The organism is Aquabacterium fontiphilum (assembly GCF_009909205.1).
Taxonomy (GTDB): domain Bacteria; phylum Pseudomonadota; class Gammaproteobacteria; order Burkholderiales; family Burkholderiaceae_C; genus Aquabacterium; species Aquabacterium fontiphilum.
In genome coordinates, this window is record NZ_JAAAPN010000002.1 from 235,072 (window position 1) to 260,632 (window position 25,561).

Genomic DNA, 25,561 nt, shown 5'->3' on the forward strand with positions numbered 1-25,561 from the left:
GGCATCTTCTGGCGAAAGAGTCACAGTCCGCGGTTCTTACAATCCTCGTATGGCATTCGTTCACCTTCGCGCCCACACCGAGTACTCCGTCGTGGATGGCACTTTGCGCATCGACGACCTGGTCAAGGCAGCGGCCCAGGACGCCCAGCCCGCTGTGGCTGTCACCGACCTCAGCAACCTGTTCGGCGCGGTCAAGCTCTACAGCGGGGCGCGCAAGAAGGGTGTTCAGCCCATTTTGGGCGCCGATGTCTGGCTCGAGCCGGAAGAGGCAGGCAAGGCGCCCACCCGGCTGCTGCTGCTGATTCAGAATCGCGCCGGGTACCTGCGGCTATGCGAGTTGCTGGGCGAGGCCTGGACGGCTCCCGGCCAGCGCACGCACGCCTGGGTGTTCTGGCAGTCGCTGGTGGCCAATAACGAAGGCCTGATCTGCCTGTCGGGGGCCGACCTGGGCCCGGTGGGCCAGGCCCTGCTGATGGGCGATCAGACCAAAGCCGAAGCGTGGGCCCGCAAGCTGGCCGAGGCCTTTCCGGGCCGCTTCTACATCGAGCTGCAGCGCGGCGGCCACGCCACCAACGAGCCCCACATCCGTGGCGCCGTGCCATTGGCGGCCAGGCTGCAACTGCCGGTGGTGGCCACCCATCCCATCCAGTTTCTGGCGCCAGATGATTTCGAGGCCCATGAAGCCCGTGTGTGCATCGCTGAAGGCGAAACCCTGGGTAACCCAAAGCGCGTCAAGCGCTTCACCAAAGAGCAGCACTTCAAGACGGCCGCGCAGATGGAGGCCCTGTTTGCCGACATCCCCTCGGCCATCGCCAACACCCTGGCCATTGCACGCCGCTGCTCGCTGACGCTGGTGCTGGGCAAGCCGCAGCTGCCCGACTTCCCCACGCCCATCATGCCCAATGGGCAGCCCCAGCCCATGGAAGACTACTTCCGTGAGTTGTCGCACCAGGGCCTGGAAGAACGACTGCTGCACCTGTTCCCCGATGCAGCCCAGCGGGATGCCGAGCGCCCGCGCTATGTGGAGCGCCTGGACTTCGAGATCAACACGATCCTGAAGATGGGCTTTCCGGGCTACTTCCTCATCGTGCAGGACTTCATCAACTGGGCCAAGAACAACGGCTGCCCCGTGGGGCCAGGCCGGGGCTCGGGTGCCGGCTCGCTGGTGGCCTATGCGCTGAAGATCACCGACCTCGACCCGCTCAAGTACAACCTGCTGTTCGAGCGCTTCCTGAACCCGGAGCGGGTGTCGATGCCCGACTTCGACATCGACTTCTGCCAGGGCAACCGTGACCGCGTCATCGACTACGTGAAAGACCGCTATGGCCGCGAGGCCGTCAGCCAGATCGCCACCTTCGGCACCATGGCGGCCAAGGCCGCGCTGCGCGACGTGGGTCGTGTGCTGGGCATGGGCTATGGCCATGTGGACAGCATCGCCAAACTGATCCCGGCGCCACCGGGCAAAACGGTGACGCTGGCCAAGCTGCCGCCCGACTTCGACCCCGAGAAGGCGAAGGTGATCTACGCGCGCCATGAGGCCCCCGAGCTGAACGAGCGCGAGAAGGCCGAAGAAGAAGTGGCCGCGCTGCTGGAGCTGGCCGAGCGCGTCGAAGGCATGGTGCGCAACATCGGCATGCACGCCGGGGGCGTGCTGATCGCACCGGGCAAGATCACCGATTTCTGCCCCCTGTACCAGCAGCCGGGCAGCGACTCGGCCGTGAGCCAGTACGACAAGGACGACGTCGAGCAGATCGGTCTGGTGAAGTTCGACTTCCTGGGCCTGGCCACGCTGACGATTCTGGAGACGGCCAAAGAGTTCATCATGGCCCGCCACCCGGACCAGAAGGACTTCGACTTCGCCAAGATCCCGCTGGACGACGCGGCCACTTACCGGCTGCTGTCCGAGGGCAAGACCGTGGCCGTGTTCCAGCTGGAATCCCGCGGCATGCAAGGCATGCTGCGCGACGCCAAGCCCAGCGTGTTCGAGGACATCATCGCCCTGGTGGCGCTGTACCGTCCGGGCCCCATGGACCTGATTCCGTCTTTCTGCGCCCGCAAACACGGCAAGGAAGAAGTCACCTACCCGCATCCGCTGATGGAGTCGGTGCTCAAGGAGACCTACGGCATCATGGTCTACCAGGAGCAGGTGATGCAGGTGGCCCAGATCGTCGGCGGCTACTCGCTCGGTGGCGCCGACCTGCTGCGCCGCGCCATGGGCAAGAAGAAGGTCGAGGAGATGCAGCACCACCGCGGCCTGTTCGCGGAAGGGGCGGCCAAGAACGGCATCAGCGAACAACTGGCCAACGAGATCTTCGACTTGATGGAGAAGTTCGCGGGCTACGGCTTCAACAAGTCGCACGCGGCCGCTTACGCCTTGCTGGCCTACCACACCGCCTGGCTCAAGCAGCACTACACGGCCGAGTTCTTCGCAGGCAACATGACGATTGCCAGCGACGACACCGACAAGCTCAAGATCTTCCACGACGACGCCACACAGAACTTCGGCATCCGCTTCACGCCGCCCGACGTGAACCAGGGCCAATGGCGCTTCATCCCCATTGACGACAAGACCATCTGCTACGCCCTGGGCGCCGTCAAGGGCACGGGGCAGGGCGCGATCGAAGCCATCGTGCGCGAGCGCGAGGCCAACGGCCCGTTCAAGAGCTTCTTCGATTTCTGCTGCCGGGTGGACCGCAAGCTGGTCAACAAGCGTGTGGTCGAGGCGCTGATCAAGGCGGGCGCCTTCGACACGCTCCAGCCCCGGCGCTCGGCCCTGCTGGCCAGCGTGGCCCTGGCCTTCGAGTATGCCGACACCCTGGCCGCCAACGCCGATCAGGGCGGTCTGTTCGACTTTGGCGACAGCCACGCGGCGTCGACCAACGAACCCGATCTGGTGCCCACCGAGGACTGGACCACCAAGGAGCAGCTGACGCTGGAGAAGACCGCCATCGGTTTCTACCTGACCGGCCACCTGTTCGATGAACACGAGCGCGAGGTGCGCCGCTTCGCCAAGCGCATCGGCGACTTGCAAGACAGCCGTGAGCCCCAGATGGTGGCCGGCATCCTCAGCGAGCTGCGCATCATCAACGGCCAGCGCGGGCGCGTGGCCATCTTCAAGGTCGATGACAAGACCGATGCCATCGAGGCCGTGGCCAACCAGGATGTGCTGGACGCCCACAAGGACCTGATCAAGGACGACGAGCTGGTGGTCATCCAGGGCAAGGTGCAGACGGACCGCTTCTCAGGTGGGCTGCGGCTGAATGTGCAACAGGTGTTCAGCCTGGCGGCGGCGCGCTGCCGCTTCGCCCGCTTTGTGCGCGTGGTCGACCGCGATGGCCGCCTGCCACTCGACGAGGTCTTGCGCGAGTTCCCCGCCCGGCGCGTGCCCGCGGGCGACCCCGGCCTGCCGGATCTGATCCAGGGCCTGCCCATCCGGCTGGTGGTCGAGCGCCATGTGGATGGCCTGTCGGCCCGCGGTGAGTTGGAGCTGGGTGACCAGGCCCGCGTGTTCCCCAGCGACCAGGCGCTGCGCCGCGCGCGCGAACTGATGCCGGGGGCGGAGCTGGCCCTGGTCTACGGCGAGGGCTGAGCGGTTGTCATCGCGCCCCTCTTGAGGGGGATATGCGAGCTTGATCGTCTGGCTAAGATTGGTCGATCCGTTTTGGATGATGTCATCTCCGTGTTGACCCGGGGTGAGAGGTCCGTCCCAGCAGTTGTGTGAACGTTGGTCGTCAGTCTATTGACGGGGCGCAATGAGTGTGCCTGATGACGCCGTTGGTCGCATGTCTGATGCTCACCGGCTGTTTCGGTGATGGCGAGGCGAGTGATCCAGAGCCTTCTGCAATAGCTGGCGATGTGGGCAATACGTCGGGTGTCGAGCAGCCCCCGTCCAAAAAGATCATCACGAGCGCCTCAGTCCTGGATTGCGCGGTGTGGAGGCCAACCGGATACACAGGAGCAGCTCAGTTACTGGGAAGGCACGTCCAAAGACATCGATGCGTTGACGGCGACTACCGAAGAACGCTTCAGGGCCTATTGGGCCGCTGAGCGACTCAAAAGTGGCGCCGTATTCCGTTAACCGGATGGCCGCGTTTGTGAGTTAGGCCGAGCGCCGTTTTTTCAAAACAAACCCAGGATTCATGATCGTGATCTTTCAGTGGTGTTCAGTCTGGCGTGTGTCAGCTATTCGATGGCTTGCCAGCTTGTTGCTGTGTGGGATGCTGGCCGGCTGCCTAGGTGGTGGCGATTCGAGCGATGTGCCGCCTGCGCAGGTTGGCGAAGTGGGCGACACCTCAGGTGTCGAACAACCCTCGTCCGAAAAGATCATCGACAACGAAGACCTCAGCCCCGGATTGCGTGGTGTGGATGCCAACCGCAACGACATCCGCGATGACATCGACCGGTTGATCGCGCAGAAGTACGCGCGCACCCCCGAGATCCAACGTGCGGCGGAGCAGAAGGCCAGGGCCTTGCAGCGGAACATGGAGGCGACGACGCGGGAAGAGGCGCTGCGTGCAGGGGATGCGGTCGAACGTGCGGCGGAATGTGCGTATCAAACGCTGCCCCGTGCCACCAGGGAGCAAGTGCAGTTCCGCGAGGACATGTCCAAAGACATCGAGGCCCTGACCGCTAATACCGAAGAGCGCTTCAGAGCCTACTGGGCAGCCAACCGCCTCATGAGTGGCGCCGTGTTCCGTCAGCCAGATGGCCGTGTTTGCGACTGAGCCACCATGAAAGCCCTGCGCATGTTCCTCTCCATTCGCTCTGCAGCCTCTGCGCTGTTCGTGGTGCTCATGGCCTGCCTTGGTGGTGCCGAGGCCGGTACCTGCCCCAGCCACCCCCATCAGGTGGTGGTGTACTTTGGCAACGGGATCAATACCAGCCCTGAGTCGGCCAGGCGGTCTCGTGACCTGCTGAGAGACAACCTCGGCACCACCTACAACGACAAAGCCCTCCGCTATGACACGGCCTACAACGCCACAGACGGCATGGTGGATGATCTCAAGCAAGCCGCCCAGCAGGCTGGAGTCCAGTGGACCAGCGACCTGGCGAACTGGCTGATTCGGGAGCGGCGCGCGCCGCCGTGGTTCAATCGTTGGCACCGCGCGCAAATCGAACGATTTACCCTGGGTTTGTTGCCTGAAGTGGACCAGCACGTAGACAGCTACCGCCATGCAATTACCCAGGGGCAAAGTGTCTTGGTGGTGGCGCATTCGCAGGGTAACTTTTACGCCAACGACGCGCGTCGGTTGTTGCAGTCACAACTCAGCCCCGAACAGCTCAGGCGCTTTGCCATTCATGGGGTGGCGGTGCCAGCCAACAACGTTGGCGGAGAACCTGGGCCCTACTTGACCAACCACCGCGACTTCATCACGGAGGTACCTGGTGCGCTGCCCGCCAATTTCACACTGCGCCGAGGTGCTGGTGGCGCGAGCGCTGATGATGTGGGAGCGATTCAGGCGCACCTTTTCAACGACACCTACTTGTCGGATGATTTCAATGTCAAACAGCCGTTGTTACAGGGTCTGCGTGCTGTCCTTGATCGATTTCAAGCGGAGCCTCCGGCGTTTTGCCAGGACGAGGTCAGGGCGTACATTTTGGGTCTGGTCGGAGGCAGCTACACGTGTTTTGCCATCGATGATCAAGGTGACGAAGTGCCAGTGGGTCAGGCCACCGTGGGGTCGGATGGGCGCATTTCCGTGCAGTCCAAAGGTATGTTCGTCGGGTCGTCTGGGCAGGTGACTGACGTGCCTAGCCTGACGCTCGCGTTTGACGTCACACACCCGGACGTCTTGATGGACATTTCCGGGCCTTCCCCTGCGAAGGGCTTCGCAATCAGCCTGACGCGGGAGTACGAAACGTTGCAGGGGGCGGACGGCCCAAGGCCGCTGCGCACCGCCGACCTCCAGTGGGGCGGGGCGGGGGAGTTCTTGGGCTTCTCGATCACAGAAGGTGACGTGTCTGGTCTAAACCAGCACAGCGTCAGTTGTGACCCCACGAAAAGGCGACCAAACCGTCAGATCATCCAACTGCCAGACCATGCGCAACTGTGGGCGGGCGCCATGCGCGTGCTGACGGGGCCGCGCCGGCTTCGTTTTGAGTCTGGGCAGTGCGTGAACATGAACACACTGCGACCGCTTCAGGGCCCAGTTGAGGTCGACATGAGCGCCCGACTGGTCCGGATTAATGAGGTAGAGATCGCTGGCTTGTGGCCGGGGCAACGGGATTCTGGTCTCGTTTTTCAGCGCGCCATGACGGGAGCAGGCACTTTTCACCGTGTGGATGATTTTCTTCCGCGGCTGGGCTTCTTACTTGGCGACGATCCTGCGGTGTCGTTACTCGCCGATGCTGCACGTGGGCTGTACGGTTTGACGGTTTCCCATGCCGATGCCAGTCTGAGCTTCAGCTGTTTCAAGCCAAGTCAAACTGAGCTATCCGCAGGTCGGTGATCTGCAGGTGGACTGGCTCACGATTGAGTCCAGGGTTCCGGCGGTTCCCGCTATGTCGACCCGGCACAAGGTGCCTCGCGCCGTAATGTTTGTGGACGCTGATCGTGGTTTCGCTGGAGCAACGCAGCCGAGGGCTTCGCGGCTCAAAACTGGTCGTCGGCCAGCGCGAGCGTGCTGGCAGCACCATTGACCACCCGGTCGCGCCAGGCAGGCGCGCTCACCAGCATGTGGTGGTGGTAATGCTGGGCCACCACCAGGCGGGCTTGCAGAAACGCCGCATCGGCGTCAGCACCCTGGCGGCGCAGCACGGCGCCTTCGGCCGCCCGGTTCATCAGCCAGCCTGCCACCACCGTGCCGCACAGGTGCAGATACGGCACGGCTGCCGCTGCCGTTGCTGCAGGTTGTCGGGCGGCCTGGGTCAGCAGCCAGTCAGTGGCCTGCGAGAGTGCGTCCAGCGCACGCTGCAGGCTCTGGCCGAGTTGACGCAGCGACGCGTCGGGGCTGTCGCTCTGGCGCTGCGCCTCGGCCGACATCGTGCGCCACAACGCCTTCATCGTGGCGCCCTCGTCGCGTACCAGCTTGCGGCCGATCAGGTCGTTGGCCTGGATGCCGGTGGTGCCTTCGTAGATCGTGGTGATGCGCACGTCGCGCACATACTGGGCCGCGCCGGTCTCTTCGATGAAGCCCATGCCGCCGTGCACCTGCACACCGTCGGCTGCGACCTGCTGGGCCGTCTCGGTGCACCAGCCCTTGACGATGGGGATGAGCAGGTCGACCAGCGCCTGTGCCTGGGCCCGCACCGCCTCGCTCTCGTGCGCATGCGCGCGGTCCATCTGGGCCGAGGTGAAGTAAGCCAGGCCGCGCATGGCTTCCACACGGCATTTCATGTCCATCAGCATGCGGCGCACATCGGGGTGGCCGATGATGGCAGCGTGGCCAGTCAGCGTGCGGCCCTGCACGCGGTCCAGCGCATAGGCGCGGGCGCGCTGGTAGGCCCGATCCGACACGGCCACGCCCTCCAGGCCGACGTTGAGCCGGGCGTGGTTCATCATCGTGAACATGTAGCCCAAGCCCTTGTGAGGCTCTCCGACCAGGTAGCCGATGGCGCCGGGTCCGTCGCCAAAGGACATCACGGCCGTGGGGCTCGCATGGATGCCGAGTTTGTGTTCGATCGCGCTGCACACCAGGTCGTTGCGCGCGCCCAGCGTGCCATCTTCGTTGACCAGGAACTTGGGGCACACGAACAGCGAGATGCCCTTGACGCCTTCAGGCGCGTCGGGCAGGCGGGCCAGCACGAGGTGGACGATGTTCTCGGCCATGTCGTGCTCGCCCCAGGTGATGAAAATCTTGGTGCCGCTGATGCGGTAATGATCGCCCTCGGGGGTGGCCCGGGTGCGGATGGCCGACAGATCCGACCCGGCCTGGGGTTCGGTCAGGTTCATCGTGCCTGTCCACTGCCCGGACACCATCTTCGGCAGGAAGCGCTGCTGCAGCGCGGGGCTGCCATGGCGCACCAGGGCCTCGACAGCACCCATGGTCAGCATCTGGCACAGCGAGAACGCCATGTTCGATGCCTTCCACATCTCCATCACCGCGGTGGACACCAGCGTGGGCAGGCCCTGGCCGCCGAATGCTGGCGCTGCCGGCATGCCGTGCCAGCCCGCTTCGCAGAACTGGGCATAGGCCTCGCGAAAGCCGTCCGCGGCGCGCACCACGCCTTGGTCCCACCGTGCGCCCTGCTGGTCGCCTGGCCAGTTCAGCGGGTCGAGCACGCCCGACGCAAACCGGCCCGCCTCTTCGAGGATGGCCTCGACCAATTCGGGCGAGGCGTCTTCATGGCCGGGCAGGGCGCAGACGTCCCTGAGGCCGGCCACCTCTTGCATCGTGAAGCGCATCTCGCGCAAAGGGGCGTGGTAGCTGGACATGGAAGCGGGCCTTTCTCAGGATGACAGAAAGCAGGGCAGTCCGCAGGGCGCTCATTCGATGGCGCTGGCAGACTTCATTTGCTGGCGCAACACGAACTTCTGGATCTTGCCGGTGGCCGTTTTGGGCAGCGGACCGAAGATCACGCGCTTGGGCACCTTGAAGCGCGCCAGGTGGTTGCGGCAGAACGCGATGAGTTCCTCCTGGCTCACCTCCTGGCCAGGCTTGAGCTCGACAAAGGCGCAAGGCACCTCGCCCCACTTGGTGTCGGGCTCGGCCACGACGGCTGCCGACATCACGGCCGGGTGGTGGTAGAGCGCGTCCTCGACCTCGACCGACGAGATGTTCTCGCCGCCCGAGATGATCACGTCCTTGCTGCGGTCCTTGATCTTGATGTAGCCGCTGGCGTCGCGCACCGCCAGATCGCCGGTGTGGAACCAGCCGCCGGCAAAGGCCTCTTGTGTGGCCTTCTCGTTCTTGAGGTAGCCCTTCATGACGACATTGCCGCGGAAGCACACCTCACCCACCGTCACGCCGTCGCACGGCACCGGTTGCATGGTGAGCGGATCCAGTACGGTCACGTCTTCCTGCAGCGCATACGGCACGCCCTGGCGGCCCTTCAGCCGCGCACGCTCATCGAGTGGCAGACTGTCCCAGTCGGCCTGTGGTGCGCAGATGGCCGCTGGCCCGTAGACCTCGGTCAGGCCATAGACGTGGGTGATGTGGATGCCGGCGGCCTCGCATCCCTCGATCACGGCGGCCGGTGGTGCGGCCCCGGCGATCAGGCCATTGACCGGGTGGGCGATGCCGGCGCGCAGCTCAGGTGGCGCGCTGATCAGCAGGTTGTAGACAATGGGCGCGCCACACATGTGCGTGACCTGGTGGGTGCGGATCAAGTCGTAGATCAGCTTGGGGTCGACGCGGCGCAGGCAGACGCTGGTACCGGCCACGAGGGCCAGCGTCCAGGGAAAGCACCAGCCATTGCAATGGAACATCGGCAGCGTCCACAGGTAGACGGCGTGCTGCGGCATCGACCACGAGATCGCGTTGCTCGCTGCGTTCAGGTAGGCACCGCGGTGGTGGGTGACCACCCCCTTGGGGTTGCCTGTGGTGCCTGAGGTGTAGTTCAGGCTGATGGCATCCCACTCGTCATCGGGCAACGACCACACATGCTTTGGATCGCCTTCTGCCAGCAAGGCTTCGTAGGTGAGCGCGCCCAGGCGCTCGCCGTGGGGGCCTTGTTCGTCTTCCACATCGACCACGAGCACGTCGTGGTGCCCCAGCATGTCCAGCGTGGTGCGGATCACGCGGGCGTACTCTGGATCCGTCAGCAGCACCCGGGCGTTGCCGTGCTCCAGCTGGAAGGCCAGCGCTTCGGCGTCCAGGCGTGTGTTGAGTGTGTTGAGCACCGCACCTGTCATGGGCACGCCGAAGTGGGCCTCCAGCATGGCGGGCACATTGGGCAGCATGACGGCCACGGTGTCGCCCTTGCCGATGCCGCGTTGGCGCAAGGCGCTGGCCAGGCGCCGACAGCGGGCCTCGGTCTGCGCCCATGTCTGGCGCAAGCTGCCGTGGATGATGGCCACCCGGTCCGGGTAGACGCGCGCAGCGCGCGTCAGGAAGCTGAGGGGCGAGAGGCTGACGTGGTTGGCCGGGTTCTTGTCCAGACCCATGGCGTAGGGATTGGCGCTGATCATGGTGTTCTCTGCGTGAGAAGGTGGATGATCGGGGAGGACTTTTTCACCACCCCCGATCGAATGTGACCAATGTTTGCGGGTCAGTTCCGGACGACGCCTTGCGGGTCACTGGCTTCGATGTCGGCTGTGTTGTCGGCCAGCATCGAGCGGTCCTGTTTGGAGCGCTGCGCTGCATTTGGCCGCTCGATCAGCCAGTACAGAATGAGACCGATGACCACGGCGTACACCGTCGACTTCGGGTCGGGCATGGCCAGGGTCACGGCCACGATGCCAGCCACACCTCGCTCGGTGGAGTTCTTGAGCTCCTCCATGCCGACCATGATGCAGATGTAGGCTGTGAGCACCAGGGTGAGCGACAACGCGATTGGCAGCACTGGCTTGAACACTGTCACCAGCGGCAGGATGAAGATGGCGATGAGTCCGGTGATCCAGAAGGTGCCGCCACCGCTGTAGATCGAGTCCATGGCCTTGCGACCCAACGCGTAGCGTTCTGCGATCGTGGCGTGTGCAGCGGTCCACAGCGGGCCGGCCAGGCCGGGCCAGGGCGCAAACAGGGCGTGCAGCGCATTGCGAATGGCGGTGACCAGGTGCACGCGGGTGACATTGAGCTCGATCTTCTCGTCGGTGCGCAGGTGGTCGACACGCTGACACAGCGTGAAGCCCACGAGGATGTCACCGAAGGCGATCACATAAGCAATCAGCGCGGTCGGAATGGCCAGCAGGAACATGTCGGCGCTGGGCATGCCCACGTTGAAGACCAGGAAGTTGGCCATCAACGCAAAGTCGGGCTGCGTGATGCCCCACTGCACATCGGGCAGCGGGTACTCGCTCACGGCCCAGCCCACCAGCATGGCCACGACCATGCCGGGGATCATGCCGAAATTGGAGATGGTCTTGGCCACGCGGCTGGTTTCGACGAAGTGCTTGAACGACAGCGAGAACAGCACGTAGGCCGACACGATGCAGCCAATCAACAGCGAGACGGGGGTGTTGTCGATGCGGCCCCCGGTCTTGAGTTCGCCCATCATGGCCGCGATGCCAGCACCGATGATGATCCCTGACTTCAGCGAGTTCGGAATCACCTTCACCAGCTTGTTGCCCAGCCCGGTCAGCCCCAGGAACAGGAAGATGATGAACACCAGGATCTGCAAGGCAATCATTGCCTTGACGGCCTCGGGTCCGGGCTCGAAGGCCTGCAGGTACAGCAGCACCACCGGGATGGCCGGCGTGATCCAGCCGGGCACGAGCGGCACGCCCATCAGCGCGGGCAGCAGGTAGCCGATACCGGCGACCACGCAGAAAGCCAGCGCGGCTTCGTACGGCATGCCCAGGTATTTCATCAGCAGGGGGATCATGCCCAGGCTGACCACGAACATGATCAGCCCCTGGATCATCTCGGGGAATTCCCAGCGGTAGTGAATGAACGGGAGGCGGATCTTGAATGGGCCCAAAGCCCAGAAGGGGTGTTCAGCCCCGTGCTCGCGCTGCAGCGCCATGGTGTGCTCCTGTGGTGTCAGGGTAAAAACGCAATCGACCTGTACAAACCCATGGATTAGGGTTTACACTGATCATGCTGGTCTCCGTGTGGGTGCCAGTTGGCGCAGCCGACGGGTGATCGTGCTGCGTGGCGCCGGGCCGCATGATCCGGGAGGACCTTTTCACCACCTCCCAGCAAATGTGACGAATGTTTGCAACCCGGGTGCGGGGTGGGACGGCGGGCAGGGCCGTGCCTAGAATCCACGGGTCATGAGCGACACCACCATCCCGAGCAGGCCCGACAACGGCAACTGGCGGCAGTTCACACTGCAGGCTGGTGTGGATCTGCTGGACCGCGGACTGTCGGTCTTCGATGCCGATTTGCGGATGGTGGCGTGGAACCGGGCCTTTCTGGAATTGCTGGATTTCCCGCCTGAACTGGCCTTCGTGGGCGCCAGCTTCGAGAGCTTCATCCGCTACAACGCCAGGCGCGGCGAGTATGGCGATCAGCCTGAAGATGAGGCCGTGCGCGAGCGCGTGGCGCTGGCCATGCAGTTCCTGCCGCACGACATCGAGCGCATGCGGCCAGACGGTCGCATCCTGCGCATCACGGGCCAGCCGCTGCCGGGCCATGGCTTTGTGACCCTGTACTCCGACGTGACCGAACAGCGACGTGCCGAAGAAGCCCTGCTGCAGGCCAATGCCGAACTGGAGTCGCGTGTGCTGGCTCGCACGGCCGAACTGCAGCGCAGCGAGCACCAGATGCGGCTGGTCACCGACTCCATCCCCGCGCTGATCGCCTACTTCCGGCAAGACCGAAGCTACACCTACATCAACCGCGGCTACCAGGACTGGTTCGGGCTGGATCCGGCGCGACCCGAGACGGTGAGCGCGCGCAGCTTTCTGGGCTCGGAGGTCTACGAGCGCATCCGGCCTTTCGTGGCCCGGGCGCTGACCGGCCAGCCCGTCACCTTCGACTACGAGTTACAGAACCGCGCCGGGCGCACGCTGGCCGTGCGCACCTCGCTGATTCCGGACCGCGCACCGGACGGCGAGGTGCTGGGTTGCTTCGAGCTCACCTTCGACATCACGCAGGAAAAGCAGTCGCAGGCGCTGGTCGTGCGTGCCCAGAAGATGAAGGCCATGGGGCAGCTCACTGGCGGGCTGGCGCACGATTTCAACAACATTCTCACCATCATCATCGGCAACCTGTCGGCGCTGGCCGACGCGCGGCCCGACGACCCCATGGTCAGCGAGTTCACGGGCCCGGCCATTGCGGCGGCCCGTCGAGGGGCGGAGCTGATCCGCGGGCTGATGACCTTTGCCCGACAGCAGCCGCTTCAAGCTGGCGCAGTGGATGCGTGCAGCCTGGCCGATGCCGTCGTGCGTTTGGTGCGGCCTGCGCTGCCCGCCAACCTCACGCTGGAATGTGATGTGCCGGACGAACCGGTCTGGATCTGGATCGACCCGACGCAGCTTGAGAATGCGCTGGTCAACCTGCTGCTGAACGCGCGGGACGCCACGCGGGGGCATGGACGCATCGACGTGGACGTGTCGGTGCAGACGCTGGATGTGGGCCAGGCCGATGCGCTGATGTTGAGCCCGGGTGCGTACGCGCGGCTGTCCGTCCAGGACGACGGGGTGGGCATGGACGCGGCCACGCAGGCGCGCATTTTCGAGCCGTTCTTTACCACCAAGCGGCCCGGCAGCGGGACAGGCCTGGGCATGTCGATGGTCTACGGCTTTGTGCGGCAGTCCGGCGGTGCGGTCGAGTTGCACAGTGCGCCCGGCGCGGGCACCACGGTGAGCCTGTATCTGCCCCTGGCCGACATGCCAGAGGATGACCTGCCGCTGGCTGAAGCACCATTGATGGCGGGTCAGACGGCACATCGCGGTGTGGCGCTGCTGGTGGAAGACGATGCCGACGTGCGCCGCGTGGTCCGCCGCAACCTGCTGGACCTGGGCTATGCCGTGCTGGAAGCCGCCCATGCGCAGGAGGCGCTCGACATCCTGGCCCAGATGTCGGACATCCGGCTGCTGCTGTCCGACATCGTCATGCCCGGCGAGGTCGATGGCGTGATGCTGGCCCGCCATGCACGCCAGCGCCACCCTGGCATGCAGGTCCTGCTGATGAGCGGCTACGCGCCCGACGTCGAGGCGTTGACCGATCTGCCCGTGCTGTCCAAGCCCTTCACCGCGGCCGAGCTGGCCGCTGCCCTGGGCGGAGGCAGCGCATGAGCGCGCCCAACCAGCCCTCCGTGTCGGTGCCCTCACAGCGGCCCGCCTTGATCTATGTGATCGAAGACGACGCGTCGATTGCACGGCTCGTGGTCTCGGTGTTGCAGGAGTTCGGCTTCGAGGCCGAGAGCCATGCCTCGGGGGCGGCGGCCCTGCGGCGCCTGCAGGTACGGCGGCCGGATCTGTGCATCGTCGACCTGGGCCTGCCCGACATGGATGGCATCGAACTGGTGCGCCAGATCAGCCAACAGACGGCCGCGGGCCTGCTTATTCTGAGCGGGCGCGGACACGCGGCCGACCGCATCATGGGGCTGGAGCTGGGCGGCGACGACTACGTCACCAAGCCCTTCGAGCCGCGCGAACTGGTCGCCCGCGTACGCAGCATCCTGCGCCGGCGGGCCGTGGCCCCCGGCGGCGTCCAGCCCGAGCCACGGCGGCTGGCGCGTTTCCCGGGCTGGACGCTGGATTGCGCCGCCAACACGCTGCGGTCTGATGAGGGCGTCGAACACGTGCTGGGCGTGGCCGAAGTGCAGGTACTGCGGGCCTTTCTGGAGCGCCCGCACCAGATCCTCACGCGCGAGCAACTGATGGGGCGGCGCAACCTGTCGCCCATGGACCGGAGCATCGATGTGCGCATCTCGCGCCTGCGCCGCAAGATCGAAGACGACCCGATGGACCCGCGCATCATCAAGACGGTCTATGGTGCAGGCTATGTGTTTTCCGCCTCGGTGACCTGGTCCTGAGAAGCCGCTTGCGGTGGCCTGAATACTGTATGAAAATACAGTATGCGCAAGACCCGCCCGCCCGTGGCGCCCTTCACACCGACCGCGCCAGATGGCGCACCGGACGCGCGGCGCCTGGCGGCCCCAGCCAAGGGCCGCGGCACGGCCACCCGGCTGGCCCATCGCTTTACCTCATGGCAGCGTGAGGCTGAAGACGATGGCTGGGCGCCGCTGGCGCCACAAGCCAGGGTCGTATCGACGGATGGCGATGGCGACAATGACAGCCGAGATGACGACGCCTGGGCGAGCCGCAGCGCGGTGCCAGGGCGCACCCAGGTCGTGGCCGAGCAGGCCCGCAGCATCCTGTCGCGCAACGACTCTCCCGACATCCCGTTCACGTTGGCGATCAATCCATATCGTGGCTGCGAGCATGGCTGCATCTACTGCTATGCGCGGCCCACCCACAGCTACCTGAACCTGTCCCCAGGCCTGGATTTCGAGACGCGCCTCGTGGCCAAGGCCAACGCGGCCGAGTTGCTCGCGCGTGAGCTCGCGCGGCCGGGCTATGTCTGCAGTCCCATCAACATCGGCTCGGCGACCGATGCTTACCAGCCCGTCGAGCGCGAGTGGGGCCTGACGCGTGGCGTGCTTTCCGTGCTCGACAGCTGCCGTCACCCGTTCACCATCGTCACCAAATCCGCCGGGGTTGAGCGTGACCTGGATCTGCTGGCTGCGGCTGCAGCGCGTCAACAGACCTATGTGATGGTGAGCCTCACCACGCTGGATCCGGCGCTCGCCCGCATCCTGGAGCCCCGCGCGGCGGCGCCGCATCGGCGTTTGCAGGCCGTGCGGCGCCTGCATGCGGCCGGGGTGCCGGTCGGCGTCAATGTGGCGCCCATCATCCCCTTCCTGAACGAGCCCGAGATCGAACACCTCATCGACGCGGCGGCCGAGGCCGGCGCCCAGGCCATCCATTACACCGTGGTGCGCCTGCCGTGGGAGGTGCGTCCGCTGTTCGAAGAATGGTTGCAGCACCATGTGCCCGAGCGGGCGGGGCGCATCATGGCCCGCATCCATGACCTGCAAGGCGGCCAGGCCTATGACGCCCGCTTTGGCCAGCGCATGAAGGGGCAAGGGCTGTGGGCCGACCTGATCCGCCAGCGGGTGCGCAAGGCGGCTGCCCGCCACGGCCTGGGCCACAGTGGCCCGGCGCTGGACACGAGCCGTTTTGATCCGGGCCTGCTGCAGCCGCCACCCGCGCAGGGCAGCCTGTTCTGAGCGCCAGGCACCCGCTCAGGCTTGGCCTTTGACGTAGATGGGTGCGAAGGCGTGTCGCTCGATGTCCCGAAGGGTCGGGTCTTCGCCGGCCCACAGTGCCAGCGTCGGGCCGGGCAGGTCGACGGCCTGCTCCAACTGCCGACACAGACCGTGGCGCTGCGCATCGCTCAGGCCCGGCAGTTCGAGCAACAACAGGTAGGCCACACGGCGCCCGTGGCCCGAAACGTCCCGGCAAACCAGCCAGGCGCGCGTCACGGCGGGCTCGCGGGCGATGACAGCCAGCGCGTCGTCGAGATCCAGTTCGTCCAGATCATGGCGCGACACGCGTTGCAGCCAGGGTGGCGTGAGCAGCGCATCCCACACGCTCTGGTCGCTGGCCTGCGCGTCTTTCACGCGTTGTCGCCAGCGGGTCAGTTGCTCCGGCGGTGTCGTGTGAATGTGGGCTTCCAGCCGCTGCACGGCCTGCCTGGCTGCCCAACTCTGGCGGTTGTCATCGCATTGCCACAGCGCTTCCAGCCAGCCAAGCTGCTCGGCCATGGGCGCATCCGGCCGCGTCTGCGCCAGTCCCATCAGGGCGCGCGCATAGCCTGGGCGCAGCGCCAGCGCACGCGCGTAGCGGCTGGCCAGGTGGCCCAGGGCGGTCGCGTCTGTCCAGCGGCGTTCACAGTCGGCCCACATCACCAGCTCTTGCGCGTTGAGCTGTTCGGCTCGCGCCTGCCACGCGTCGGCGCGGGCGCGCAGACGCTGCAAGCGGGCGTGGTGCGCCTTCCAGGCCGTGGCGTGGTCGCGGCACCATTGCTGATCAAAGTGCTGGATGGCCCGTTCAGCCTGCTTGCCCAGCAGCCCCAGGGCCGACCGCGTCGACCACGTCGGCAGGCTGGGGCTGGCTGACAGGGCTTCGAGCCGATCCTTCAGGCCAGGATGCGTATCGTCGAAGTTGCTCAGGCGCTTGAGGCCCTGGCGCAGGGCCTCTGCAGCTTGTGCGGCGTCGGGCGGGCTGACCAGCAGGTGGCGCATGGCCCTGAATGGGCCCTGTGGCAGCGCCTGAGCGGCGGCGCCCCGCCAGTGGCTGCGCCAGAACGCCCGCGCCAGCCAATCTCCCTTGACCTCGATCTCGACCAGTGCGGCGGCCGTTTCCGCAGGGCCCACGAGGCTCGCTGCGATGCGGTCGGCTTCGTACTCATCCTGGCGCGCCAGCGCAAAGGTCTGAGCCAGAAACCGGGGCACATACCAGTTCATGAAGCGGGCTGTCAGCCACGACGCCAGCCCTTCGTCTTGATCCAGTCGGGCGTTGAGCTGGGCCCAGCTCTGGCGGCTGCGGTAGACCCAGGCGGCAAAGCGCCCGTGGTTGCCGCGCAGGTGGCCGTATTCATGGGCCAGCACCGCCGTCAGGCGCGGTGCGTCCAGCGCCATCACCAGCGGCAAGCCAATGTGCAGCCGGTTGATGTGGCCGCCAAACAGCCCTCGCCGCGGCAACTGGGTGATGCTGGCGTTGAACGCATCGTCCAGATACACCTCATCCAGCCGGGGGGCGTTCACCTTCTTGCGGATGGTGCTCAGCAACTTGAACAGGGCGGGGGCGTCTTCGCGGCGCAGGCGGATGCCCTCGGGCTGGCCGTCCAGCCGCACCCACAGTGCGCGCAGGCTGGTCCACGCCAAGCCCAGCGCGCCGAGCGCCAGAAAGGCCAGTCCCCAGCGCCGCTGGCCGCCCAGCATGACCGGGATCACCCAGGCCAGCACGGCCACGGCGGCCAGCAGGCAGCCTGCCACCCAGGCGTAACCGAGCGCGGCAAACGCCGCCACCTTGCGTCGGTACCGTTGAGGCGCCTCGGCGCTCGCGTATTCGCTCAGCCGCACGTAATGGATGAACTCGGCCTGTTCCATCGCAGCCATTCCCTGTGTGTTTCGTGTGTGATGACATGCACCCGTGTGGCAAGAATTGCAGCACGGATGACGACGCGCGTCACGCCGGGCAAGCACCCGATTTGCACCCCAGTTCGTCGCTTGGTGGCGCGGGCGCGCGGGCGCACTAAAATCCGGGGTTTTGTCAGCTCTGCATCGCCCACCATGCCCAAGACCGTGAAAGCCACGAAGGCCGCCCCGAAAGCCTCGACTCAGGCTGCCCCCAAGGCTGCTCCTAAGGCTGCTCCCAAGGCGGCCCCCGCACCTGCCGCTGTTGTTCCCGCTGCTGCCGGCAAGGGCAAGCAGGGCATCAAGAAGGTCGTGCTGGCCTACTCGGGCGGTCTGGATACCTCCATCATCCTGAAGTGGCTGCAGGACGAGTACAACTGCGAAGTCGTCACCTTCACCGCCGACATCGGCCAGGGCGAAGAGATCGAGCCTGCGCGCGCCAAGGCGCTGAAGATGGGCATCAAGCCCGAGAACATCCACATCGAAGACCTGCGCGAAGAGTTCGTGCGCGACTTTGTGTTCCCCATGTTCCGCGCCAACGCACTGTACGAAGGCGAATACTTGCTGGGCACCTCCATCGCCCGCCCGCTGATCGCCAAGCGCCTGGTCGAGATCGCCAAGAAGTCCAAGGCCGACGCCATCTCGCACGGTGCCACCGGCAAGGGCAACGACCAGGTCCGCTTCGAGCTGGGCGCCTATGCACTGCTGCCGGGCGTGAAGGTGATCGCCCCCTGGCGTGAGTGGGATCTGCTGAGCCGCGAGAAGCTGCTGGCCTACGCCGACAAGCACGGCATCCCAGTGGACTTCAAGAAGCGCAAGGGCGGCGCGCCTTACTCAATGGACGCCAACCTGCTGCACATCAGCTACGAAGGCGGCGTGCTGGAAGACCCGAACTTCGAGCCGGAAGCCAACATGTGGCGCCTGACCGTCTCGCCCGAGAAGGCGCCCAACAAGGCCGAAGTGATCGAGCTGACCTATGCCAAGGGCGACGTGGTCGCCATCAACGGCGTGAAGATGAGCCCTGCCCAGGTGCTGACCAAGCTCAACGAGCTGGGCGGCAAGCATGGCATCGGCCGCCTCGACAAGGTCGAGAACCGCTATGTGGGCATGAAGAGCCGCGGCTGCTACGAGACCCCGGGCGGCACCATTCTGCTGACCGGTCACCGCGCCATCGAGTCGATCACCCTGGACCGCGAAGTGCTGGCCCTGAAGGACGACCTGATGCCCCGTTACGCCCGCCTGGTCTACAACGGCTACTGGTTCAGCCCCGAGCGCGAACTGCTGCAAGGCCTGATCGACAAGAGCCAGGAAACCGTCAACGGCACCGTCAAGCTCAAGCTGTACAAGGGCACCATCATGTGCGTGGGCCGTGAATCGGCCACCGACAGCCTGTTCGACCCGCAGATCTCGACCTTCGACGACGACGGTGGCGCCTACAACCAGGCCGACGCGGCTGGCTTCATCAAGCTCAACGCCCTGCGCCTGCGCATCGGCGCCAACGTGAAGGCCAAGCGTGCGGCATCGGCCCGCGTCAAGCCCGCCGTCAAGAAGCCTGCTGCCAAGCCCGTGGCCAAGACGGCGACACCCAAGGCAGCATCGAAGGCCGGCAAGACCAAGTGATCGACTTCAAGGAGTTTCAAGCATGAGCACCACCACCCTGGCCGGCACCGTCAACACCCAGGCCAACGTCTACTTCGATGGCAAGTGCGTCTCGCACACCGTCACCCTGGCTGACGGCACCCGCAAGTCGGTTGGCGTCATCCTGCCTGCCACGCTGACCTTCAACACCGGCGCCCCCGAGATCATGGAAACTGTGACCGGCACGTGCACGGTCAAGATGGCCGGCTCGGACGAATGGAAGACCTACGGCCCGGGCGAAAGCTACAACGTGCCGGGCAACTCGTCGTTCGAGATCAAGGTCGAGGGCGAGCCTTACCACTACATCTGCCATTTCGGCTGAGGTGTCTGCCCTTCGGCTGCGTGCAGCAGTCGGGCGCATGAAAAAAGCCGCTGAGAGATCAGCGGCTTTTTTACTGGGGGCTTGCGCCTCCGTTCGGCCTCAGAGCTTCGGCTCCGGGAGCGCGTCCGGATCGGCTTTGTCACAGGCCATCTGCATGGTGCCGATGAGCTCGTCATTGAAGTCGAGCAACTCGCCTTCCAGTTCACCCTCCTGGCGGTCAATCGCCAGCCGGATGGTGGCCAGCCGCTTGAGGTTGGGCTGCCAGATCACCCAGGCGCCGTTGAGCCAATCATGGTGGTAACGCGCGCCGGGCTGACGCAGCTTGTAGACCATGGTGTAGCTGGTCGGCGTCTGCGTGTAGAGCAGGCGCTCACCCTTGGGCAGCACGTTGGAGCGCGCGATCAGGGCGGTCGTGTTGTTGTCTCTCAGCGCCAGATCCAGATGTCCCGGTTTCGACTTGCCCGAGGCCGACAGCGTCCCGGTGCACCGCACAAAAAGATGGAACTCGGCGGCGTGAGTTGCCGGGGCCAGCGCGCCGCCGCCCAGCACGGCTGCGGCCAGTGTTGCGCGGAGTGTCTGCATGCGGCGGGACAGGGGGTGTCCGTGCCGCATCACTTGCGCGCGGTGGATTTGGTGGTTGCCGGCTTGGTCGCACCAGCTGCGGGCTTGGCGTCCAACTCTCGGGATGCGGCAGTGTCGCCGCCCTGGACGCCCAGACGGCCACCCGTCCCCAGACCGCCACGCACCTGTTGCGCCTTGTAGTTGCGCAGGGCCTTGACCATCTGGTTGAAGGAGTCTGCGAAGGCGGCGGTGATGACCTTGCCCTCAGGGGTCTTGGCGTAGCCGCCCGCACCGCCGCCTACGCCGCCACCGAATGCGGCGCCGAATAGCCCGAAATCGAAGTTGGAGGCGGTACCTTCGGCTGCCGAGATCTGGACCCCCGACCGGTTGTCCACCAGCAGCAGGGTGGTTGACGCTTCGTTCTTTCCGAGGTTGCCGGCCACAAAGCCCAGTACCCCACCGCCAAAGCCCCCCAGGCCGGCCCGACCGCCGCCGGTCTTGCCAGAGAACTGGATGGCCGGGCTCATGGTGTAGTCGGCAGCCACCATCTGACCCTTCTGGAAGTTGCTGCCCGCCCGGGTTTCGTCGCCACGGGCCAGTTCCCGCTCGCGCATCATGTTGTTCATGGCGCGGCCGCGGTCGACGATCACAAAGCAGTTCGACTGCTGGATCATCAGGCGCAACACCGGCACGGTCGATCCGAGGCGATGCTCCTGAAGTGAGCGGTACCACTCGGCGCCGGTGTCTTCTTCGATGGCCAGCGTGCCCAGCGCTTCAGGACAGCTTTCGAGCTGGCTGTTGCGGTTCTCGGCGGTTTCACCGCCGGCGGCGCCGCTGACCGTGCCTTTGTTGTCTCCAAGTTTGGGCGCCGTGGCCACGCAGCCAGACAGCAGTGCCGCGCCGATCAGCGCTGAAATGGACAGGGGCAGAGAACGCGCAGGCGCGCGCAGAACGGAGGGGCTCAACATCAATCAACTCCCGAAAGATCTCCTGAATGGCGCGGGATCTTGCAGGATCAGATGAGCGTGCGGCACCCCCAGAAGGGGGTTCAGATACATTCGCTTGCAAATGCCCGGGTGGCGGCGACGTTGGGTCGAGACACGTGGCCGAAACATACGGCACAGGCATACGGCTGAAGCGTGCAACCCGAACGGCTGCGACCTGTCACCACACGACCGGCTCGGGCTCCAGCCGAATGCCGAAGCGCCCATAGACGCTTTCCTGAATGGCGCGCGCGAGCGTGACCACTTCGGCACCGCTGGCGCCGCCGCGGTTGACCAGCACCAGCGCCTGCTTCTCATACACACCCGCCCGGCCGATGGATTTGCCCTTCCAACCGCAGGCGTCGATCAGCCAGCCGGCTGCGAGCTTGAAGCTGCCATCGTCCAGCGGGTAGTGCACGACATGCGGGTCGCGGCCGATGATGTCGCGGCACTGCTCGGGCGTGACCACCGGGTTCTTGAAGAAGCTGCCCGCGTTGCCAACCACGGCCGGATCGGGTAGCTTGGCACGGCGGATGGCGCAGATCCAGTCGAAGATCTGCCGCGCGTCGGGCGCCGAGATGCCGGTCTCGGCCACCTTGCGCTCCAGCTCCAGATACCCCAGCACCGGCACCCAGGGCCTTGGCAGACGCAGACGAACGTTTGTGATCACGCTCTTGCCAGCCAGCTCGTGCTTGAACACGCTGTCGCGGTAAGCAAAGCGGCACTGTGCGGCGTCCAGCGTCACCGTGCGCCCGGTGATCAGGTCGATCGCATCGAGCGAGTCGAAGCGGTCTTTGAGCTCGATGCCGTAGGCGCCGATGTTCTGAACAGGGGCAGCGCCGACGGTCCCGGGAATCAGCGCCATGTTCTCCAACCCTGGCAGACCATGGTCCACACACCAGCTCACCAGTTCGTGCCAGCCCACGCCGGCCCCCGCCTCGATGATCCAGGCGTCGTCGCGCGTCTCCAGGAGGCGGATGCCGGTGATTTCCATTTTCAGCACGCAGGCGTCCACGTCGCGGGTCAGCACCAGGTTGCTGCCGCCCCCCAGGACGAACTTGCGCGCGCGCCCCAGTTCCGGGTCGTTGACCACCCGGCGCAGGTCGGCCGCCGAGCGCACGCGCACCAGCGTGTGGGCGTTCGAAGGCAGGCCAAATGTGTTGAAAGCGCGCAGGCTGGCACCCCGTTCGATATGAAGATCGGAGGGAGGGGCAGCGGCGGGCAGGGCAGACATGGCAGAATTTTCGCAGACAAAGGAGATTCCATGCCCACTTTCGACACCAAGCTTGACCCGAACCTCGAATCCGTCGGCAACGCCGTGGACACCGCATCCAAGGAAATCGGCACCCGTTTCGATTTCAAGGGCACCAGCGCCGCGGTCGAGTTCAACAAGAAGGACAAGCAGGTGACCGTCTTCGGCGACAGCGATTTCCAGATCGACCAGGTGCGCGACGTGCTCTATAACAAGCTCACCAAGCAGAAGGTCGACATCCGCTTCATGGATGTGGGCAAGATGGAAAAGATCGGCGGCGACAAGCTCAAGCAGGTCATCACCGTCAAGGCCGGCATTGACGGCGATCTGGCGAAGAAAATCGTCAAGCTGATCAAGGACAGCAAGATGAAGGTGACGGCCAGCATCCAGGGTGATGTGGTGCGCGTGCAGGGCAACAAACGCGACGATCTCCAGGCCGCCATGGCGCTGATGCGCAAGGACCTGGATGATGTGCCCCTGTCGTTCGACAACTTCCGCGACTGAGCCCGCAGTGGTCACGCGCGCACGGCTGGGCTTGGCAGTGGCCCTGATCGGCTGCCTGGGGGCGGCCCAGGCTGCCAGCGTCGCCATGACGGGGGGCATGGGCAGCAAGGCCCTGCTGGTCATCAATGGCGGCGCGCCCAAGGCCCTCGCGGCGGGCGACACGCATCAGGGCGTGAAGGTCGTGAGCGTGGCCAACGACCGGGTCACGATCGAGGTCAACGGCCGGCGTGACACCGTGATGCTGGGTGGGGCTCCGGTCAGCGTGGGTGCTGGCGCGGTGGCTGGTGGGGGACGCGAAATCGTATTGCACGCCAGTTCCGGCGGCCATTTCGTGACTCAGGGCAGCATCAACGGCCGCAGCACCCGGTTCATGGTCGACACGGGGGCCACCACGATCGCCATGGGAGCGGACGAGGCGCGCCGGCTGGGCATCCAGTTCGAGAGCGGCGAGCCTTTCTATGGCAGCACGGCCAACGGCACGGTGCGCGGCTACCGGGTGCAGTTGCGCTCGGTGCGCATCCAGGAAGTCGAGGTGTTCGGCGTCGAGGCGGCTGTGCTGCCGCAACCCATGCCCTATATCCTGCTGGGTAACTCCTTCTTGAGCCGCTTTCAGATGAAGCGCGAGAACGAGCAACTCACGCTCAGCCGCCGCTTCTGAGCGGCCCACTTTCAAGGCTGCAAGGCGCCTTCCACATTTCATGGCCAAGAAACCCCGCTTGCCCGCCGGGCACGCCCCGCTGGATCAGATCCTGTTCGCCCAGGGCTTTGGCGCCCGCCGCACCTGTGAGGGGCTGATCCTCCACGGCCTTGTGCAGGTCAATGGCGAGGTGGTCGACGATCCCGATGCCGTCTTTCCTGAAGACGGGCTGGTGCTGAGCGTGGAGGGCCAGCCCTGGGTCACCCACGTGCGGGCGCTGGTGATGTTGCACAAGCCGCCCGGCTACGAGTGCTCGCTCAAGCCGGGTGCCTGGCCCGGGGTGCACAACCTGCTGCCGGCGCCGTTGCGACAGCGCGGCCTGCAGCCGGTGGGCCGGCTGGATCAGGACACCACCGGCCTGCTGTTGATGACCGACGACGGCCCGTTGCTGCACAAGCTGACCTCGCCCAAACACCATGTGCCCAAGGTGTACGAGGTGACCTGCAAGCACCCCGTGACCCAGGCCATGTGCGACAAGCTGCTCAAGGGCGTGGTGCTGGACGACGACCCCGAGCCGGTGGCCGCTGCCGCAGCCGAGCGGGTGGTGGCCGAAGGTGATGAAACCGGCGCCGAGACGCTGCACCTGCGCCTGACCCTGCTGCAGGGCAAGTACCACCAGGTCAAGCGCATGGTGGCGGCGGTGGGCAACCGGGTCGAGGGGCTGCACCGCAGCCAGATCGGCCGCCTGACCCTGCCGGCCGACCTGGCGCCCGGGCAGTGGCGCTGGATTGACGACCCCGCCGTGGTGCTGCCCTGAGCGGCTAGGCGGATAATCCACCCCATGCAAGTCTTTCGTGGTTTTCACCATGCGGCGCTCGCGCCTGCGTGCGCCCTGACGATCGGTAATTTCGACGGGGTCCACCGGGGGCACCAGGCCATGCTGGCGCTGCTGCGCAGCGAGGCCCAGCACCGCGGGCTGCCGGCCACCGTGCTGACCTTCGAGCCCCATCCGCGCGATTACTTCGCCCAATTGGCAGGCAAACCCGAGTTGGCGCCGGCCCGCATCGCCACCTTGCGCGACAAGCTTTATGAGCTGGAACGCTGCGGCGTGGACCAGGTCGTGATCGTGCCGTTTGACCAGCGGCTGGCCGCGCTCACCCCCGAGGCCTTCATCCAGCAGGTCATCGTCGACGGCCTGCGCGCGCGCTATGTGCTGGTGGGCGACGACTTCCGCTTCGGCGCCAAGCGGGCCGGTGATTACGCCATGCTGGATGCCGCCGGCGAAGCTGGCGGGTTCGACGTGGCCCGCATGATGAGTTACGAGGTGCACGGCCTGCGCGTGTCGTCGTCGGTGGTGCGCGAGGCCTTGAGCGCCGGTGACATGGCGCGCGTGGCCATGCTGCTGGGCCGCCCCTACACCGTCAGCGGCCATGTGGTGCATGGGCAGAAGCTCGGCCGCAGCCTGGATTGCCGCACGCTCAACGTGCGTTTTGGCCATGAGAAGCCAGCCACCACAGGGATCTTCGTCGTGCGCACCCACGGCCTGGCGAACGAGCCGCTCGAGGGCGTGGCCAGCCTGGGCGTGCGCCCCACGGTAACCGAAGCCGGCCGGGTGCTGCTGGAGGTGCATTGCTTCGATTGGCCCGCCGCCCTGGGCAGCGAAGGGGGCTACGGTAAAATCGTGCGCGTGGAACTCCTGCACAAGCTCCGAGACGAAGCCCGCTATGACGGGCTGGAGGCCTTGCAGGCGGCCATCCACAAGGACATCGCCGACGCCAAGGGCTTTTTCCAGGCGCAGCGCCGCCAGACCACCCGCGACCGAATTTGACGCGGGCGTCCGTCCGCATCAGCGCCAGCGCCCTCGGGCTGGCGTGCGGACATGCAGGTCTCGCCCGCCTGCGCTCCCTGCCTTGCGTCGGCCGTCCGTGGCCTGATGCCCTGCACATCGCCGAGTCCTGAAGCGGGAGTCG

Annotated in this window: 19 protein-coding genes; 12 read left to right on the forward strand and 7 right to left on the reverse strand. The window is 65.7% G+C overall.

Annotated features, from left to right (window positions below; genetic code table 11):
- Positions 1–49: 49 nt before the first annotated feature.
- From dnaE to GTZ97_RS03170, 3 genes are all read left to right on the forward strand, one after another.
- Complete coding sequence (gene dnaE / locus GTZ97_RS03160; RefSeq protein ID WP_161649059.1) at positions 50–3,589, forward strand: DNA polymerase III subunit alpha; 3,540 nt, start codon at positions 50–52, stop codon at positions 3,587–3,589.
- A gap of 550 nt (positions 3,590–4,139) precedes the next feature.
- The gene (locus GTZ97_RS03165; RefSeq protein ID WP_161649060.1) at positions 4,140–4,724 is read left to right on the forward strand and encodes a hypothetical protein; all 585 of its coding nucleotides are present in this window, start codon (positions 4,140–4,142) and stop codon (positions 4,722–4,724) included.
- A gap of 6 nt (positions 4,725–4,730) precedes the next feature.
- Positions 4,731–6,449 (forward strand): hypothetical protein, encoded by a 1,719-nt coding sequence (locus GTZ97_RS03170; RefSeq protein ID WP_161649061.1) that lies wholly within the window; start codon positions 4,731–4,733, stop codon positions 6,447–6,449.
- A 143-nt stretch (positions 6,450–6,592) separates the two neighbouring features.
- Here GTZ97_RS03170 and GTZ97_RS03175 read toward each other — a convergent pair whose 3' ends face one another.
- The 3 genes from GTZ97_RS03175 to GTZ97_RS03185 form a co-directional block, all read right to left on the reverse strand.
- Positions 6,593–8,374: an acyl-CoA dehydrogenase gene (locus GTZ97_RS03175; protein ID WP_161649062.1), complete on the reverse strand. Its 1,782-nt coding sequence runs from the start codon at positions 8,372–8,374 to the stop codon at positions 6,593–6,595.
- A 51-nt stretch (positions 8,375–8,425) separates the two neighbouring features.
- Positions 8,426–10,069 (reverse strand): acyl-CoA synthetase, encoded by a 1,644-nt coding sequence (locus GTZ97_RS03180; RefSeq protein WP_161649063.1) that lies wholly within the window; start codon positions 10,067–10,069, stop codon positions 8,426–8,428.
- Between the two features lie 80 nt (positions 10,070–10,149).
- Entirely contained in the window at positions 10,150–11,565 is a 1,416-nt protein-coding gene (locus GTZ97_RS03185; protein WP_161649064.1) for a solute carrier family 23 protein, read from the reverse strand.
- 250 nt (positions 11,566–11,815) lie between these two features.
- On the opposite strand from GTZ97_RS03185, the gene GTZ97_RS03190 reads away from it, so the two are divergent.
- From GTZ97_RS03190 to GTZ97_RS03200, 3 genes are read left to right on the forward strand one after another with little or no spacing between them, the layout of a single operon-like run.
- Positions 11,816–13,783 (forward strand): PAS-domain containing protein, encoded by a 1,968-nt coding sequence (locus tag GTZ97_RS03190; RefSeq protein WP_161649065.1) that lies wholly within the window; start codon positions 11,816–11,818, stop codon positions 13,781–13,783.
- Complete coding sequence (locus GTZ97_RS03195) at positions 13,780–14,526, forward strand: response regulator (protein WP_161649066.1); 747 nt, start codon at positions 13,780–13,782, stop codon at positions 14,524–14,526. Before GTZ97_RS03190 ends, GTZ97_RS03195 begins: the two co-directional genes overlap by 4 nt.
- 42 nt (positions 14,527–14,568) lie before the next feature.
- On the forward strand, positions 14,569–15,783 hold the full coding sequence (locus GTZ97_RS03200; protein WP_161649067.1) for a PA0069 family radical SAM protein: 1,215 nt from the start codon (positions 14,569–14,571) through the stop codon (positions 15,781–15,783).
- 15 nt (positions 15,784–15,798) lie between these two features.
- Here GTZ97_RS03200 and GTZ97_RS03205 read toward each other — a convergent pair whose 3' ends face one another.
- Complete coding sequence (locus GTZ97_RS03205) at positions 15,799–17,676, reverse strand: M48 family metalloprotease (RefSeq protein ID WP_330863536.1); 1,878 nt, start codon at positions 17,674–17,676, stop codon at positions 15,799–15,801.
- Between the two features lie 174 nt (positions 17,677–17,850).
- Here GTZ97_RS03205 and GTZ97_RS03210 point away from each other — a divergent pair, with 174 nt between their 5' ends.
- Both GTZ97_RS03210 and ppnP read left to right on the forward strand, forming a co-directional pair.
- On the forward strand, positions 17,851–19,314 hold the full coding sequence (locus GTZ97_RS03210; protein ID WP_161649068.1) for an argininosuccinate synthase: 1,464 nt from the start codon (positions 17,851–17,853) through the stop codon (positions 19,312–19,314).
- Between the two features lie 22 nt (positions 19,315–19,336).
- On the forward strand, positions 19,337–19,654 hold the full coding sequence (gene ppnP, locus GTZ97_RS03215) for a pyrimidine/purine nucleoside phosphorylase (protein WP_161649069.1): 318 nt from the start codon (positions 19,337–19,339) through the stop codon (positions 19,652–19,654).
- Positions 19,655–19,753: 99 nt separating this feature from the next.
- Here ppnP and GTZ97_RS03220 read toward each other — a convergent pair whose 3' ends face one another.
- From GTZ97_RS03220 to murB, 3 genes are all read right to left on the reverse strand, one after another.
- Positions 19,754–20,236 (reverse strand): hypothetical protein, encoded by a 483-nt coding sequence (locus GTZ97_RS03220; RefSeq protein ID WP_161649070.1) that lies wholly within the window; start codon positions 20,234–20,236, stop codon positions 19,754–19,756.
- A 29-nt stretch (positions 20,237–20,265) separates the two neighbouring features.
- Positions 20,266–21,183, reverse strand: coding sequence for a CsgG/HfaB family protein (locus GTZ97_RS03225; protein WP_161649071.1), 918 nt, complete (start codon positions 21,181–21,183; stop codon positions 20,266–20,268).
- Between the two features lie 196 nt (positions 21,184–21,379).
- A complete protein-coding gene (murB, locus tag GTZ97_RS03230; RefSeq protein WP_161649072.1) occupies positions 21,380–22,432 on the reverse strand; it encodes a UDP-N-acetylmuramate dehydrogenase in 1,053 nt (350 codons plus the stop codon).
- A gap of 30 nt (positions 22,433–22,462) precedes the next feature.
- On the opposite strand from murB, the gene GTZ97_RS03235 reads away from it, so the two are divergent.
- The 4 genes from GTZ97_RS03235 to GTZ97_RS03250 are packed head-to-tail and all read left to right on the forward strand — an operon-like array spanning position 22,463 to position 25,419.
- The gene (locus GTZ97_RS03235) at positions 22,463–22,954 is read left to right on the forward strand and encodes a YajQ family cyclic di-GMP-binding protein (protein ID WP_161649073.1); all 492 of its coding nucleotides are present in this window, start codon (positions 22,463–22,465) and stop codon (positions 22,952–22,954) included.
- Between the two features lie 7 nt (positions 22,955–22,961).
- Positions 22,962–23,612, forward strand: a complete 651-nt coding sequence (locus tag GTZ97_RS03240; RefSeq protein ID WP_330863537.1) for a TIGR02281 family clan AA aspartic protease — start codon at positions 22,962–22,964, stop codon at positions 23,610–23,612.
- Positions 23,613–23,652: 40 nt separating this feature from the next.
- Positions 23,653–24,408, forward strand: a complete 756-nt coding sequence (locus GTZ97_RS03245) for a pseudouridine synthase (protein ID WP_161649074.1) — start codon at positions 23,653–23,655, stop codon at positions 24,406–24,408.
- Positions 24,409–24,432: 24 nt separating this feature from the next.
- Complete coding sequence (locus GTZ97_RS03250) at positions 24,433–25,419, forward strand: bifunctional riboflavin kinase/FAD synthetase (RefSeq protein WP_161649075.1); 987 nt, start codon at positions 24,433–24,435, stop codon at positions 25,417–25,419.
- The last annotated feature ends 142 nt before the right edge of the window (positions 25,420–25,561 follow it).

Bases quoted from the DNA above. Each gene is read 5' to 3' on its own strand.
- dnaE (WP_161649059.1), top strand. From the start codon at position 50: ATGGCATTCGTTCACCTTCGCGCCCACACCGAGTACTCCGTCGTGGAT.
- GTZ97_RS03165 (WP_161649060.1), top strand. From the start codon at position 4,140: ATGATCGTGATCTTTCAGTGGTGTTCAGTCTGGCGTGTGTCAGCTATT.
- GTZ97_RS03170 (WP_161649061.1), top strand. From the start codon at position 4,731: ATGAAAGCCCTGCGCATGTTCCTCTCCATTCGCTCTGCAGCCTCTGCG.
- GTZ97_RS03175 (WP_161649062.1), bottom strand. From the start codon at position 8,374: ATGTCCAGCTACCACGCCCCTTTGCGCGAGATGCGCTTCACGATGCAA.
- GTZ97_RS03180 (WP_161649063.1), bottom strand. From the start codon at position 10,069: ATGATCAGCGCCAATCCCTACGCCATGGGTCTGGACAAGAACCCGGCC.
- GTZ97_RS03185 (WP_161649064.1), bottom strand. From the start codon at position 11,565: ATGGCGCTGCAGCGCGAGCACGGGGCTGAACACCCCTTCTGGGCTTTG.
- GTZ97_RS03190 (WP_161649065.1), top strand. From the start codon at position 11,816: ATGAGCGACACCACCATCCCGAGCAGGCCCGACAACGGCAACTGGCGG.
- GTZ97_RS03195 (WP_161649066.1), top strand. From the start codon at position 13,780: ATGAGCGCGCCCAACCAGCCCTCCGTGTCGGTGCCCTCACAGCGGCCC.
- GTZ97_RS03200 (WP_161649067.1), top strand. From the start codon at position 14,569: ATGCGCAAGACCCGCCCGCCCGTGGCGCCCTTCACACCGACCGCGCCA.
- GTZ97_RS03205 (WP_330863536.1), bottom strand. From the start codon at position 17,676: ATGGCTGCGATGGAACAGGCCGAGTTCATCCATTACGTGCGGCTGAGC.
- GTZ97_RS03210 (WP_161649068.1), top strand. From the start codon at position 17,851: ATGCCCAAGACCGTGAAAGCCACGAAGGCCGCCCCGAAAGCCTCGACT.
- ppnP (WP_161649069.1), top strand. From the start codon at position 19,337: ATGAGCACCACCACCCTGGCCGGCACCGTCAACACCCAGGCCAACGTC.
- GTZ97_RS03220 (WP_161649070.1), bottom strand. From the start codon at position 20,236: ATGCAGACACTCCGCGCAACACTGGCCGCAGCCGTGCTGGGCGGCGGC.
- GTZ97_RS03225 (WP_161649071.1), bottom strand. From the start codon at position 21,183: ATGTTGAGCCCCTCCGTTCTGCGCGCGCCTGCGCGTTCTCTGCCCCTG.
- murB (WP_161649072.1), bottom strand. From the start codon at position 22,432: ATGTCTGCCCTGCCCGCCGCTGCCCCTCCCTCCGATCTTCATATCGAA.
- GTZ97_RS03235 (WP_161649073.1), top strand. From the start codon at position 22,463: ATGCCCACTTTCGACACCAAGCTTGACCCGAACCTCGAATCCGTCGGC.
- GTZ97_RS03245 (WP_161649074.1), top strand. From the start codon at position 23,653: ATGGCCAAGAAACCCCGCTTGCCCGCCGGGCACGCCCCGCTGGATCAG.
- GTZ97_RS03250 (WP_161649075.1), top strand. From the start codon at position 24,433: ATGCAAGTCTTTCGTGGTTTTCACCATGCGGCGCTCGCGCCTGCGTGC.